Source organism: Methylobacterium sp. yr668, assembly GCF_900116245.1.
Classification (GTDB): Bacteria; Pseudomonadota; Alphaproteobacteria; order Rhizobiales; family Beijerinckiaceae; genus Methylobacterium.
The window spans coordinates 73499-86483 of sequence record NZ_FOZY01000003.1 but is presented as its reverse complement, the minus strand read 5'-3'; the positions used below and the strand labels follow the sequence as shown (position 1 = coordinate 86483).

The following is a 12985-nucleotide window of genomic DNA, read 5'->3' as shown; positions in this document are numbered from 1 at the left end:
TGACGTGGAACGCTATGGATTAATCGTTAACAAAACCTGATTCCTGCCCGCAAGCGTCTCGTTCGAAGTTCCGCGAGCTTGACAGGAGAAACACCGTTCCTCCGGCCTCGCCCTCGGCCCCGATTCCGATCCGCCCCCGTCCAGGCCGCTCGCCCCCTTCGGCGTAAGTACTTCCTGCGCAACGGTTCGATCCCCGGTGTTGTCCGTCGGACACACCGGTACGACTTCGTCGGGCGCGATTGTGGTCGCGACCCGGATCGAGCCGCTACGAGCCCGTGACCCGCAGTGTTAAGGAGGCCGGTAAACGAAGCGTTGAGAGCCAGGCCGATGACACAGGATCCGGCAAGATCCGTTGCTTCGCTCGCGTCGGCGCAGGCCGCCCTCGAGCGGATCGAGGTGCTGGAGACGTTCGGGCGGGTCGTGGCGATCCGCGGCCTGCTGGTGGAGGTCGCCGGACCTGTGGCCGCGATGCGACTCGGTGGCCGGGTCGACGTCGAGGGTGCTAACGGCCACGGGCTGGTGCCCTGCGAGGTCATCGGGTTCCAGGGCGATCGGGCGCTCGCGATGCCGTTCGGCTCGCTCGAGGGGGTGCGGCGCGGATGCCCCGCCTATGTCCGCGACGAATCGGCCGGCGCGATCCGGCCCTCCGGCGCTTGGCTCGGCCGGGTGATCGACGCCCTCGGGCGGCCGGTCGACGGGCTGGGCCCCCTTGTGCAGGGGCCAGACGTCTACCCCCTGCGCGCGGACCCGCCCCCCGCCCATGCCCGCACACGCGTCGGCGGACCGCTCGATCTGGGCGTCCGGTGCATCAACACCTTCCTGACCATGTGCGCGGGCCAGCGGATGGGCATCTTCGCCGGGTCCGGCGTCGGCAAGTCCGTGTTGCTGTCGATGCTGGCCCGCTACACGGCCGCCGATGTGGCGGTGATCGGCCTCGTGGGCGAGCGCGGCCGCGAGGTGCAGGAATTCCTCCAAGACGATCTGGGCGCCGCGGGGCTCGCGCGCTCGGTGGTCGTGGTGGCGACCTCCGACGAGCCGGCCCTGATGCGCCGGAACGCGGCCTACGTGACCCTGTCGGTCGCCGAGCACTTCCGCGATCAGGGCGCCAAGGTCCTGTGCATGATCGACTCGATCACGCGCTTCGCCATGGCCCAGCGCGATATCGGCCTCGCCGCCGGCGAGCCGCCCACCGCCAAGGGCTACACGCCGACCGTCTTCTCGGAGCTGCCGCGCCTGCTCGAGCGCGCCGGTCCCGGGGTGGGGCAGGGCACGATCTCGGCCCTGTTCACCGTCCTGGTCGAGGGCGACGACCACAACGAGCCCGTGGCCGACGCGGTGCGGGGCATCCTCGACGGTCACATCGTCATGGAGCGCGCCATCGCGGAGCGCGGGCGCTACCCGGCGATCAACGTTCTGCGCTCGGTCTCGCGCACCATGCCGCGCTCCTGCGACCCGGCCTACCTCCCGGTCGTACGGCGGGCGCGGCGGCTGCTGTCGACCTACGCCGACATGGAGGAGCTGATCCGGCTCGGCGCCTACCGGGCGGGCTCCTCCCAGGAGGTCGACGAGGCGGTCGCGCTCATGCCCGATCTTGAGGCTTTTCTGGGGCAGGGTAAGGAAGAAGCAACGTCCATCGGCGATGGTTACGCACGGCTCACCGAGATCGTCGGCAGGGCCTAGGCACCATGGGCCGGGGCGTTAACGCTTCGGCGCGATCATGGTGCACGTGGGGGATCCGGGCGGGTCTGCCGTGGGCAGGCTCGCACACAGGCTCGGTCCGGGCACGATCCCGGGTGCGGCCTCAAGCGTTGCGTGGAGTGAGCGTCCTGATGAAATCGCGTGACACGCTGATCCGCCTGCGCCGCTTCCAGGTCGACGAGAAGCGCCGGCGCGTGACCCAGATCGAGATGATGATGGCCGACTTCCAGCGCATGGCGGTGGAGCTCGATCGCGAGGTCGCCGTCGAGGAGGCCCGGGCCGGAATCACGGACGTCGGTCACTTCGCCTACCCGACCTACGCCCGGGCCGCGGCGACGCGCCGGGACAACATGATCCAGTCCGCCCAGGCGCTCGAGGGTCAGCTCGCCGAGGCGAAGGCCGAGCTGGGCGAGGCGTTCGAGGAGCTCAAGAAGGTCGAGATCCTGAACGACCGCGAGCGGACCGCCGAGCGCGCTGCCGAATCGGCCCGCGATCAGGCCGCCATGGACGGGATCGGCCTCAACCGCGCCCGGGGCTGACGCGGCCCGTCGGACCGCTCGGCCGGCTTCCGCGGCACGAAACCGTCACGATCACCTGACAAGGGGGATCGCGGCGGCGCCATGCCGCTTGCAGCGCGTCGCGTGCCGGCGCATCAGGGGCTCTCCCCAGGGCGTCGGTGTTCATGAAGAAGATCAGCGAGTTCATCTGGCCCTTGATCGGCCTCGCGGCCGTCGTGATATCGGGCTACTTCCTCTACCAAGAATTGAAGACGACCTCGCTCGCGGCGATCTGGGCCGCGATCCTCGCGATCCCGCCCCACCGGATCCTGCTGGCGGCCCTGTCGACCCTGGTCGCCTACGCGGCGCTCGCCTGGTACGACCGGATCGCCCTGCTGCATCTGGGCGTGCGCCACATCTCGTGGCTCTTCGTCTCGCTCTGCTCGTTCACGACCTACGCGCTCTCGCACAATATCGGCGCCTCGGTCTTCTCGGGCGCCCTAGTCCGCTACCGGGCCTACACGGCCAAGGGCCTGACGGCGGCGCAGGTCGCCGTGTTGGTGGCGCTCTGCTCGTTCACGTTCTTCCTCGGGACCGTCCTCCTCGGCGGCTTCACGCTGGTGGTCGATCCGAACCTGCTGACGCGCCTCGAGGGCAAGCTCCCGGGCTTCCTCACCGATTCCAAGACCGCGCTGATCGTCGGCATCGGCATGCTGGGCTTCGTCGGCCTGTACGTGATCGGCTCGATCCTGCACCTGCGGCCGCTGCACATCCGGTCGTTCAAGCTCGAATATCCCCGGCCCGGCATCATGGGGCGCCAGCTGCTCGCGGCGCCGCTGGAGCTCCTGGGCGCGGCGGGCATCATCTACTTCGCCCTGCCGGAGGCGATGAACCCGGGCTTCATCCCGGTCCTGGCGATCTTCCTGGCCTCCTTCTCGGTGGCGCTGGCCTCGCACGCGCCGGGCGGCCTCGGCGTGTTCGAGATCGTGTTCATCACCGCGATGCACATCACCGATGAGGCTCAGAAGGACGCGATCATCGCGGCGGTGATCATCTTCCGGATCTTCTACTTCTGGCTCCCGGCCCTGGTCTCGGTGATCGTGGTGATCGCCTTCGAGCGCTCGCGGCTGGCCGCGGCGATCGGCTCGGCCGCGCACGGGCCCAAGGCGGCCGCCGTGCCGGAACCGCCCGTCGTCGTTCCCGGTCTCGACGCGCACGAGTTGGAGCGGGAGCTCAAGCAGAAAGCGATCTGAGGGGCTAACCGCCGTCTCGACGCGGGGGTGACGCCGCCGCCTCGGCCCCCGCGCGCCACACCGCGAAACCCGGGATCGGCGCGCGCCGCGCGCTTCGTCTGCGCGCGGCGCGCGCCGATCCCGTGATTGCTCCCTCGGCCCGTGCGCCGGCACGAGTCTGCCCACGCCGGTGTCGCGGCCCCTGGGTCCTCAGATCGAGTTCACCGTCCGCAGCCGCGCCCGCGGGTGGATCTCCGCCTGGCTCATCACCGGCGTCTCGCGGCGGAAGCGCTCGATGATCGAGCGCACGAAGGGCCGCGTCTGGGCGGAGGTGACGAGCACCGGCATCTCGCCCTGGCGCGCCGCCGTCTCGAAGCGGTCGCGCACGGTGTTGACGAACTCGCTGAGCTTCGAGGGCTGCATCGCGAGGTAGCGCTCCTCGCGCTCGCCGACGATCGACTCCATGAACGCCTGCTCCCAGGCCGGCGACAGGGTGATGATCGGCAGCATGCCGTTCGGGTCTTGGTACTGTGCGCAGATCTGCCGGCCGAGGCGCGCCCGGACGTGCTCGACCACGTCGCGGGGGTTCTTCACCGCGCCCGCCACCTCGGCGATCGCCTCCACGATCGCCCCGAGATCGCGGATCGAGACCCGCTCGGCGAGCATGAACTGCAGCACGCGCTGGATGCCGGTGGTGGAGATCTGCGCCGGCACGATCTCCTTGAGCAGCTCGGCGTGCTCCTTGGGCAGCTCGCGCAGCAGCTTCGAGACCTCGACGTGGTTGAGGAGCTCGGAGACGTGGGCCTTGATGATCTCGGTCAGGTGCGTCGACACGACGGTGGCGGCATCGACCACCGTGTAGCCCTTGAGCTGCGCTTGGTCGCGCAGGGCCGCGTCGATCCAGGTTGCCGGCAGGCCGAAGGTCGGCTCCAGCATGTGCTGTCCGGGCAGCTGGACCTGACCGCCCATCGGATCCATCGCCATGAACTGGCCCGGGAAGATCCGGCCGGTGCCCGCCTCAATCTCCTTGACCCGCACCACGTAGGCGTTGGCGTCGAGCTGGACGTTGTCGAGGATGCGCACCGACGGCATCACGAAGCCGAGTTCCGCGGCGAGCTGGCGGCGCAGGGCCTTGATCTGGTCGGTGAGCCGGTCCTGGCCCTCGCCGTTGACCAGGGCGAGGAGCGCGTAGCCCATCTCGAGCTTGAGGTCGTCGAGCTTCAGCAGGTCGGTGACCGTCTCCTCCTTGGCGGCGCTCGCCGCGGCGACCGCGGCCGCATCCATCGGGGCGCCCAGGGCGTCGAGCGGCGGCGCGAGCTTGGCGGTCTTGTTGATGCGCCACGCCGCGTAGCCGGCCCCGCCGCCCAGCAGGACGAAGGGCAGCATCGGCATGCCGGGCAGGAGGGCGATCAGCAGCATCACCGCGGCCGACATGCCCAGCGCCTTGGGATAGTGCGCGAGCTGCTTGCCGAGCGCCTTGTCGGCGGCGCCGCGCACGCCGGCCTTCGAGACCAGCAGGCCCGCCGCCGTCGACACGATCAGCGCCGGGACCTGGCTCGCGAGGCCGTCGCCGATGGTCAGCAGGGTGTAGCTCTTGGCGGCCTCGCCGAAGCTCAGGCCCTGCTGCGCCACCCCGATGATGATGCCGCCGACCACGTTGATGAAGGTGATCAGCAGGGCCGCCACCGCGTCGCCGCGCACGAACTTCGAGGCACCGTCCATGGCGCCGAAGAAGGAGGATTCTTCCTCGAGCGCCGCGCGCCGCGCCTTCGCGGTCTTCTCGTCGATCAGGCCGGCCGACAGGTCGGCGTCGATGGCCATCTGCTTGCCGGGCATCGCGTCGAGGGTGAAGCGGGCCGCGACCTCGGCGATGCGGCCCGAGCCCTTCGTGATCACCACGAAGTTCACGATGATCAGGATCGCGAACACGATGATCCCGATGACGAAGTTGCCGCCCATCACGAAGTGGCCGAAGGCCTCGATGACGTGCCCGGCCGCCGCCGTGCCCTCGTGCCCGTGCCCGAGGATCAGGCGCGTCGAGGCGAGGTTGAGGGCGAGCCGCAACATCGTGGCGATGAGCAGCAGCGTCGGGAAGACGGTGAATTCCAGCGGGTTGTCGATCGACAGGCCGGTCATCATGATCAGGACCGACAGGATGATCGACACTGCCAGCAGCAGGTCGAGCAGGATCGCCGGCAACGGGAAGATGAGGACCGCCAGGATCCCCAGCACGCCGGTCGCGAACAGCAGGTCCGACCGCTTCGACAGCGCCTGGAGATCGCCGCGCGTCGGCAGCGCGAGCTGGCCGAGGACGGCCGCCGCTCCTGTCTGTGCCGGCGCGCTCGCCGTCTCTGCCATCGCTGCCATCCGCTGCCGTTCGCCCGGGACAGGCCCGGGACGTACCCGGCAAGATCTGCCGAGCGGATGGTTAGCGCGGCGTTAAGATGGGGCCGGCGCTCGCGGGAACCCGGGCCGCCGCGATCGCTTGATCGGTCGGCGAGAGCGTCGATCCGGCATCCGACCGCGCCCGCGTCCGGGCCGCCCGCGCCGCCGCCACGTCTCCGGGCCCGGGCCCGGACATACCGGGAGAGCTCGATGGCCCTGCGCGCCCTGACCGCCCTGTTCGACGATTACGACGCCGCCGCGGGGGCGGTGGACCGGCTGGAGGCCGCCGGCATCCCCCACGCGGACATCAGCATCATCGCGAATCGCAACGAGCCCGCGGTTCCGCCGCGGGCGCCCGGGACCGCCGTTCCCCGACCGGTGGACGCGGCGGATTCCGCCGGCACCGGAGCCACGGTCGGCACGGTCCTGGGCGGCGGCGCCGGCCTGCTCGCTGGGCTGGGCCTCCTGGCGATCCCGGGGCTCGGGCCGGTGGCGGCGGCGGGCTGGCTCGTCGCCACCGTGACGGGCGCCGGCGTGGGCGCCGCGGCCGGCGGCCTGATCGGCGGTCTGACCGCGGCGGGCCTCAGCGCCGACGAGGCCGAGACCTACGCCGAGGGCGTGCGTCGCGGCGGTACCCTGGTGACGGTGCGCGCCGACGAGTCCCGGGCCGAGCGCGTCCTGTCCATTCTCGACCAGGCGGGGTCGATCGATCTCGACCAGCGCGCCGAGGGCTGGCGCGCCCAGGGCTGGACAGGCGGCACCATCGGCCCGGCGGCGGATGACCGGGGCACCGGGGCCGGCCGCTGAAGATATCGGACCGTCCCGGGCGAACCCGGCGGGACGCGCGTCAGGTCATCATCTTCCGGGCGAACATCGCGGCGCCGAACAGGACGCCGGCGCCCGCGGTGATCAACGCGATCATCAGGAGCCGCCGCGGTTCGGTGGAGGATTCGGCCTTCACCGGCTCGACGATCGGGCTGAAGAACTCGATCTGCCGGGCCGCGATGATGCGCGCGCGCTCGTGGGCGGTCAGCACCTGCTGATAGTACTTCTCGGCGTTCTTGCGGTCGTTCTCCAGGACCTCGAACTTGGTCAACGCGTCGGAGAGCAGGCGCTTCTGCTCCGGATCCTGGCTGGCGGATTGCCGCTCGATCCGGGCGATGTTGTCGTCGAGGTCCTTCATCTGCTGCTTGATGTCGATGATCCGGCGCGCGTCGGGACCGAGGTCCCGCTGCCCGATCGCGAGCTGGAGCGCGAGGTTGATCCGCGAGGCCCGCATCTCGGCGATCATCTTGACGTTGATGTCGTTCGTCTTCTGCGCGTCGAGCACGCCCTCGCGGTTGCGCAGGTCGCGCGTCGCGAGGCGGATCTTGGTCATGCGCTCCTCGGCGAGCCGCAGCTCCCGCGTGCTCTCGGCGACGGCATCCTCGCGCGACTTGACGCTGAGGTCGTTCACCTTGCGCTCGGCCTCCTTCATGATGGCCTTGGCGATGGCGAGGGATTCCTGGGGATCGAAGGCCTCGACCTCCACCGACAAGATGCCGGATCCGGCCTCGACCTCGACGCCGACGCGCCGCTTCCAGTAGCGGACGAACTTCTCGATCGGCTTCTCCGGATCGAACCGCGAGAAATAGTCGATGGACTCGCTGCTGAACCACTGGCGCAGCGGAAGCTGCGCCTCGAGGAGCTCCAGCATCGGACGGCTGAGGATGAACTCGCGCGTGATCAGCGTGTCCTGCGCCACCATCTGGTTCGCCATGCCGGAATTCGTCCCGCCGGTCTCCGAGGACGTCTTCTCGGCGGAGCCGATGGCCGGCCGGATCGCGAATCGCGCCTCGCTGACGTAGCGGTCCGAGGCGATCAGGCCGTAATAGGCCGCCCCGGCGAGCGTCGGCAGCAGGAAGCAGACGACGAACAGGATCGGGATCCAGGGATCGTTCTTGGCGTCGGCCTGAAAGGACCGGATGCCCTTCTTGCGGTCGGCGAAGCGCGACATGCGCGCGATCTGCCGCAGCGACTCGCTCACCGCCTGCTGGCGGTCCGCGGGCGTGACCGGCTGCCCCTCGGCCTTCCGGATCTCCATGTTCATGGTCTGATTCCCGGCCTCCCCGGCCTCGAAGGTCGACCCGTTACCGGGATCCCGCGCGCGCCGCACCCGGCGCCGCGACCGTCTCTCGCACGGCGAGGCGGCAAAAGCATGTCGTCGCGGTCCGGCCGCCGCCGGCCCGGTCAGGCGTTGAGGCGCCGGTACACCTCGATGGCGTCGTTCACGTCCTCGTAGATGATCGCGCGACCGTTCAGCAGGACCAACCCCTGCGTGCACCACTGCCGGATGGTCTCCATGGAGTGCGAGACCATGATGATGTCGGCGTTCTTCCGGCGCTGCGAGAAGACCTCGTCGCAGCGCTTCGAGAACCGCGCGTCGCCGACCGAGGTGATCTCGTCGATCAGGTAGCAGTCGAACGGGATCGCCATGCTCATGCCGAAGGCGAGCCGCGCGCCCATGCCCGACGAGTACGTGTAGATCGGCACGTCGAGGTAGCTTCCGAGTTCCGAGAAGTCCTCGACGAAATCGAGCACCTTGCGTGGGTCCTCGCCGTAGATGCGCGCCACGAAGGTGACGTTGTCGCGCCCGGTCATCTTGGGATGGAAGCCGCCGGCGAAGCCGAGGGGCCACGAGACCCTGAGGCCGCGGTGGATCCGGCCGCGCGTCGCGTCCTCGGTGCCGGCGATCAGCCGCATCGTGGTGGATTTTCCGGCGCCGTTGATGCCGAGGATGCCGTAGGACACGCCCGGCTTCAGGGTGAACGACACCTGTTCCAGGATGGTCCGCCGGTGGCCTTCCGTCCGGTAGACCTTGCTGACTTTCTCGAAACGGATCACCGAAATGGTCTCCCGGGCGGTGTGCCGAACCGCCGGTCCGAGCTGCCTGACGGGCGGAGTCCTGCTCGCCGAAAGCGGCAAATCTGAGAAGGACATGAGCGCCTTGCCGCGTCGCGCGGCGGCGGTCGAACGGCGCGCGTCGGCAGACGGCTTCGCCCGGAAAGCTCCACCGGTCGCTTGAAGAAAAGTGCCACCTGTCACCCCGTCGGTTGACGCCATTCTCCATTTGGCATACCAAATACCAACCGAAGAGGGCGGGTGACAGCCCTTCAAGGATGCGGGACCGGAATTTTACCGCCGTTTCCGCGCGTGACGTTCAGGAAGGGCCGCCCCATGACAAGGCGCCGGACTGCCGCGATCCACCTCTCATCCGCGCCGCCGACCGGGTGGCGCCCATGACGGCGACCGGGCCGACCCTGGCCGCGCCCGGTTCCCTCGAAATCCACGGTCTGGCCGAGGCGATCGGCGACGCGGTGGTGGTGTCCGATCCGGACGGCGCCATCACGGTCTGGAACCCGGCCGCGGAGCGCATCTTCGGCTTCACCGCCGCCGAGGCTCTGGGCCAGACCCTCGATCTGATCACACCCGAGCGGCACCGACGCCGCCACTGGGACGGCTACGCCAAGACCATGCGCACCGGCGTCACCCGCTACGGGGCAGAGACCCTGAGGGTGCCGGCGCTCCACAAGGACGGCCGCCAGCTCTCCATCGCCTTCACGGTGGGGATGGTGCGGGACACCTCCGACCGGGTGACCGGGATCGTCGCCGTGATCCGCGACGAGACCGAGCGCTGGGCCGAGGAGAAGCGCCTGCGCCAGCGCGTCGCCGAACTCGAAGCTTCCTCGGATCCGGCCCGTCGGGCGCCTTGAGCCCGCCGGACGATCCGAAGGACCCGATCACCGAACCGCACAGGGAGAACGCCCAATGAGCAAGCCGCTGGAAGGCATCAAGATCATCGACTTCACCCACGTCCAGGCCGGCCCGGCCTGCACGCAGCTCCTCGCCTGGTTCGGCGCCGACGTGATCAAGGTCGAGCGCCCCGGCGCCGGCGACGTGACCCGCACGCAGCTGCGCCACGTCGAGGACGCGGACGCGCTCTACTTCACGATGCTGAACTCCAACAAGCGCTCGCTCACCCTCGACACCAAGACCCACGCCGGCAAGGAAGTCCTCGAGAAGCTCATCCAGGACTCCGACGTCATGGTCGAGAACTTCGGCCCCGGCGCCCTCGACCGGATGGGCTTCTCCTGGGCCCGCATCCAGGAGCTGAACCCGGGCATGATCCTCGCCTCGGTGAAGGGCTTCTCGGACGGCCACCACTACGAGGACCTGAAGGTCTACGAGAACGTCGCCCAGTGCGCGGGCGGTGCCGCCTCGACCACGGGTTTTTGGGACGGGCCGCCCACCGTCAGCGCCGCCGCGCTCGGTGACTCCAACACCGGCATGCACCTCGCCATCGGCATCCTCACGGCGCTCCACCAGAAGAACAAGACCGGCAAGGGCCAGAAGGTCGCCGTGTCGATGCAGGACTCGGTGATCAACCTCTGCCGCGTGAAGCTGCGCGACCAGCAGCGCCTCGACGCGCTCGGCTACCTCGAGGAGTACCCGCAGTACCCCCACGGCGAGTTCTCCGACGTGGTGCCGCGCGGCGGCAACGCGGGCGGCGGCGGCCAGCCGGGCTGGGTGCTGAAGTGCAAGGGCTGGGAGACCGACCCGAACGCCTACATCTACTTCACGATCCAGGGCCACGCCTGGGCGCCGATCTGCAAGGCGCTCGGCAAGGAGGAGTGGATCACCGACCCGGGCTACAACACGCCGCGGGCCCGCCAGGACAAGATCTTCGACATCTTCAAGACGATCGAGGAGTGGCTCGCCGACAAGACCAAGTTCGAGGCGGTCGACATCCTGCGCACCTACGACATCCCCTGCGCGCCGGTGCTGTCGATGAAGGAGATCGCCGAGGACAAGTCCCTGCGGGAGAGCGGCACCGTCGTCGAGGTGGCGCACCCGAAGCTCGGCAAGTACCTGACCGTCGGAAGCCCGATCAAGTTCTCCGACATGCAGGTCGAGGTGAAGGCGTCGCCGCTGCTCGGCGAGCACACCGATGAGGTGCTCGCAGACCTGGGTTACACCCAGGAGCAGATCCGGGCGATGCACGAGGCCCGCGCGGTCTGATAAGGACCGCCCGACCTCAGCGACCCTGAGACAGGACGGCGCTCCCCGGGGCGCCGTCCTTTTCACGTGCGAGCCCCGGATCCGATGCGCGCATTCCTCAGCCGTTTCCTGCCGGAGCTGACCCCGGTCAGCAAGCGCGAGCGCCTGCGCTCGGCGGCCGGTGCCCTCGTGGGCATCTTGGCGACCGGCTTCGTCTGCCGGGTCTCCGTCCCGGCCGAGGCCCTGCCGGTGCTGATCGCCCCGATGGGCGCCTCGGCGGTGCTGCTCTTCGCGGTGCCGGCGAGCCCTCTGGCGCAGCCCTGGTCGATCCTCGGCGGCAACATCGTGGCGGCGCTCGTCGGTGTCACGGCGGCGGCCTGGATCGGCGACCCGTTCGTGGCGGCGTCCTGCGCCATCGGGGTCGCGATCGCGCTGATGATGGCCCTGCGCTGCCTGCACCCGCCGAGCGGGGCCGTGGCGCTGACGGCGGTGCTCGGCGGCCCGGCGATCCGGGAGCTGGGCTACGGCTTCGTGCTGTGGCCGGTGGCGGTCAACTCGCTGCTGCTGCTGACCACCGCCCTGCTGTTCAACAACCTCACCGGGCGCGCCTACCCGCACCTGCGCCCGGCCGGGCCCCGGACGGCGGATCCGCCCTCGGACGCCCGGGTCGGCTTCCGGGCCTCGGACCTCGACGCCGCGCTGGAGGATTTCGACCAGCTCCTGGACGTCGATCGGGGCGACCTGGAGCAGATCCTGCGGCGCGTGCAGATGCGGGTCTACGGCCGCCGCTCGGGCCCGATCACCTGCGCGGCGATCATGTCGCGCGACGTGATCGCGGTGGCGCCGGACGCGCCGCTCTCCGAGGCCATGCGGCTGCTGCGCCGTCACCGCATCAAGGCGCTTCCGGTCACCGACGAGGGCGCGCGCGTCCTCGGCATCGTCACGCAGACCGACCTGCTCGACAAGGCCGCCTGGGACCGGAGCGGGCCGCGCCTCGGTCTCGGCCGCCGCCTGCGCCTCACCGCCGAGCGCGGCCGCGCGCCCCACGGCTGCGCGGCCGACATCATGAGCGCGGTCGAGCCGGTCGGTCCCGACACGCCCGTGGCCGCCCTCGTGCCGCGGATGTCGGAGGCGGGGCTTCACCACCTGCCGGTGGTCGACGACGACGGCCGCTTGGTCGGAATCGTCTCGCAGACCGACCTGATCCCGGCGCTCCTGTCCGAGGCCGACGCGCCCGAGGCGCCGATCCGCGCCCGCGCGCCGGCCCGGGCCGCGCTGGCCTGACCCTCAGCGCCCGGCGGCCGGATCCGCCAGGAAGAACCTGACCGCCTGCGCCACCACGGCCGGCTGGTGGGCGTGCGGTCCGTCATATTCGACGTAGGTCACGGGATAGCCGGCCTCGCGCAGGGCCGGCACGTGGACCCGGGCGCTCCGGTCGATCGGGATCTGCTCGTCCTGGGTCCCGTGCGACAGGAAGATGCGCGGCGCGCCGACCTGCAGGTGCACCGACAGGAACCCCGCCGACGAGACGATCAGGTGGCTCGCCACGTCGCCGTTCGCGAGCCCCGACGAGAGCGTGTAGCTGCCGCCGTCGGAATGGCCGGCGAAGCAGAGCCGCTGCGGATCGAGCAGGAACCGGTCGGCGACGTGACCCAGCGCCGCCGCGACGCGCTCCCGGTCGGGCCCGTGGCCGGCGATGACGATATCCCAGGTCGGGAACAGGGATTGCGGCACGAGGAGCAGGAAGCGCTCGGTCCGGGCGTGCGCCTCCAGCATCGGCAGGATGCGCTCGGCGCTGCCGCCGCCGCCGTGGAACAGCACCACGAGCGGGCAGGGCCGGCGCGGATCGAGGCCCTCGGGGATCACCAGCACCGCGTCGCGCTCGGCGAAGAGGCCGAGGTCGTGCCGGCCCGGGGGGAGGGGCTCCTCGGTCGGGAGCCGGTGGCGGAAGTGCAGGCGGCCGGCGAGGTCGGGGTCGATCATGGATGCACCGTCACCGAACGGATGACGGATCCGGCGCCGTCACTGCGGGCGCGGCGAAGCCATCCCCGCGCTCCGCGCGGAACTGGACCGCGCCGCCCCGGGCCGCTTCGCTTCGCTCGCGATGACGGTGCGAAGAAGGTCTCCCGGAGGCCG

The 12985-nt window shown here is 70.3% G+C and carries 11 protein-coding genes; 7 read left to right on the top strand and 4 right to left on the bottom strand.

What is annotated here, in order from left to right; translation table 11 throughout:
- The first annotated feature begins 327 nt into the window (after positions 1–327).
- From fliI to BM419_RS04985, 3 genes are all read left to right on the top strand, one after another.
- Positions 328–1680 carry a flagellar protein export ATPase FliI gene (fliI, locus tag BM419_RS04995; protein ID WP_020092905.1) on the top strand — a complete coding sequence of 451 codons (1353 nt, stop codon included), beginning with the start codon at positions 328–330 and terminating at the stop codon, positions 1678–1680.
- 149 nt (positions 1681–1829) lie between these two features.
- Positions 1830–2237, top strand: a complete 408-nt coding sequence (fliJ, locus tag BM419_RS04990) for a flagellar export protein FliJ (RefSeq protein WP_012322462.1) — start codon at positions 1830–1832, stop codon at positions 2235–2237.
- A 143-nt stretch (positions 2238–2380) separates the two neighbouring features.
- A complete protein-coding gene (locus BM419_RS04985) occupies positions 2381–3448 on the top strand; it encodes a lysylphosphatidylglycerol synthase domain-containing protein (RefSeq protein WP_020092903.1) in 1068 nt (355 codons plus the stop codon).
- A 189-nt stretch (positions 3449–3637) separates the two neighbouring features.
- On the opposite strand, the gene flhA is transcribed toward BM419_RS04985, so the two are convergent.
- Positions 3638–5785, bottom strand: a complete 2148-nt coding sequence (gene flhA / locus BM419_RS04980) for a flagellar biosynthesis protein FlhA (protein ID WP_091925126.1) — start codon at positions 5783–5785, stop codon at positions 3638–3640.
- A gap of 237 nt (positions 5786–6022) precedes the next feature.
- On the opposite strand from flhA, the gene BM419_RS04975 reads away from it, so the two are divergent.
- Positions 6023–6619 (top strand): hypothetical protein, encoded by a 597-nt coding sequence (locus BM419_RS04975; RefSeq protein ID WP_020092901.1) that lies wholly within the window; start codon positions 6023–6025, stop codon positions 6617–6619.
- A gap of 40 nt (positions 6620–6659) precedes the next feature.
- Here BM419_RS04975 and BM419_RS04970 read toward each other — a convergent pair whose 3' ends face one another.
- Both BM419_RS04970 and BM419_RS04965 read right to left on the bottom strand, forming a co-directional pair.
- Entirely contained in the window at positions 6660–7901 is a 1242-nt protein-coding gene (locus BM419_RS04970; RefSeq protein ID WP_026604889.1) for a KpsE/RkpR family capsule polysaccharide export protein, read from the bottom strand.
- Positions 7902–8041: 140 nt separating this feature from the next.
- The gene (locus BM419_RS04965) at positions 8042–8695 is read right to left on the bottom strand and encodes an ABC transporter ATP-binding protein (RefSeq protein WP_012322467.1); all 654 of its coding nucleotides are present in this window, start codon (positions 8693–8695) and stop codon (positions 8042–8044) included.
- A gap of 395 nt (positions 8696–9090) precedes the next feature.
- Between BM419_RS04965 and BM419_RS04960 the strand changes: the two genes are divergently transcribed.
- The 3 genes from BM419_RS04960 to BM419_RS04950 all read left to right on the top strand — a co-directional run bounded on the left by BM419_RS04960 (position 9091) and on the right by BM419_RS04950 (position 12133).
- Positions 9091–9564, top strand: coding sequence for a PAS domain-containing protein (locus BM419_RS04960; RefSeq protein ID WP_244540699.1), 474 nt, complete (start codon positions 9091–9093; stop codon positions 9562–9564).
- Between the two features lie 55 nt (positions 9565–9619).
- Positions 9620–10870 (top strand): formyl-CoA transferase, encoded by a 1251-nt coding sequence (gene frc / locus BM419_RS04955; protein WP_091925123.1) that lies wholly within the window; start codon positions 9620–9622, stop codon positions 10868–10870.
- Positions 10871–10954: 84 nt separating this feature from the next.
- Complete coding sequence (locus BM419_RS04950; protein WP_091925118.1) at positions 10955–12133, top strand: HPP family protein; 1179 nt, start codon at positions 10955–10957, stop codon at positions 12131–12133.
- A 3-nt stretch (positions 12134–12136) separates the two neighbouring features.
- On the opposite strand, the gene BM419_RS04945 is transcribed toward BM419_RS04950, so the two are convergent.
- Positions 12137–12832: an alpha/beta hydrolase gene (locus tag BM419_RS04945; RefSeq protein WP_091925115.1), complete on the bottom strand. Its 696-nt coding sequence runs from the start codon at positions 12830–12832 to the stop codon at positions 12137–12139.
- Positions 12833–12985: the final 153 nt, after the last annotated feature.

Excerpts from the sequence above, each read along its gene's own strand:
- BM419_RS04960 (WP_244540699.1), top strand. The coding sequence starts at position 9,091 with ATGACGGCGACCGGGCCGACCCTGGCCGCGCCCGGTTCCCTCGAAATC.
- BM419_RS04970 (WP_026604889.1), bottom strand. The coding sequence starts at position 7,901 with ATGAACATGGAGATCCGGAAGGCCGAGGGGCAGCCGGTCACGCCCGCG.
- fliI (WP_020092905.1), top strand. The coding sequence starts at position 328 with ATGACACAGGATCCGGCAAGATCCGTTGCTTCGCTCGCGTCGGCGCAG.
- BM419_RS04975 (WP_020092901.1), top strand. The coding sequence starts at position 6,023 with ATGGCCCTGCGCGCCCTGACCGCCCTGTTCGACGATTACGACGCCGCC.
- fliJ (WP_012322462.1), top strand. The coding sequence starts at position 1,830 with ATGAAATCGCGTGACACGCTGATCCGCCTGCGCCGCTTCCAGGTCGAC.
- frc (WP_091925123.1), top strand. The coding sequence starts at position 9,620 with ATGAGCAAGCCGCTGGAAGGCATCAAGATCATCGACTTCACCCACGTC.
- BM419_RS04950 (WP_091925118.1), top strand. The coding sequence starts at position 10,955 with ATGCGCGCATTCCTCAGCCGTTTCCTGCCGGAGCTGACCCCGGTCAGC.
- BM419_RS04945 (WP_091925115.1), bottom strand. The coding sequence starts at position 12,832 with ATGATCGACCCCGACCTCGCCGGCCGCCTGCACTTCCGCCACCGGCTC.
- flhA (WP_091925126.1), bottom strand. The coding sequence starts at position 5,785 with ATGGCAGAGACGGCGAGCGCGCCGGCACAGACAGGAGCGGCGGCCGTC.
- BM419_RS04985 (WP_020092903.1), top strand. The coding sequence starts at position 2,381 with ATGAAGAAGATCAGCGAGTTCATCTGGCCCTTGATCGGCCTCGCGGCC.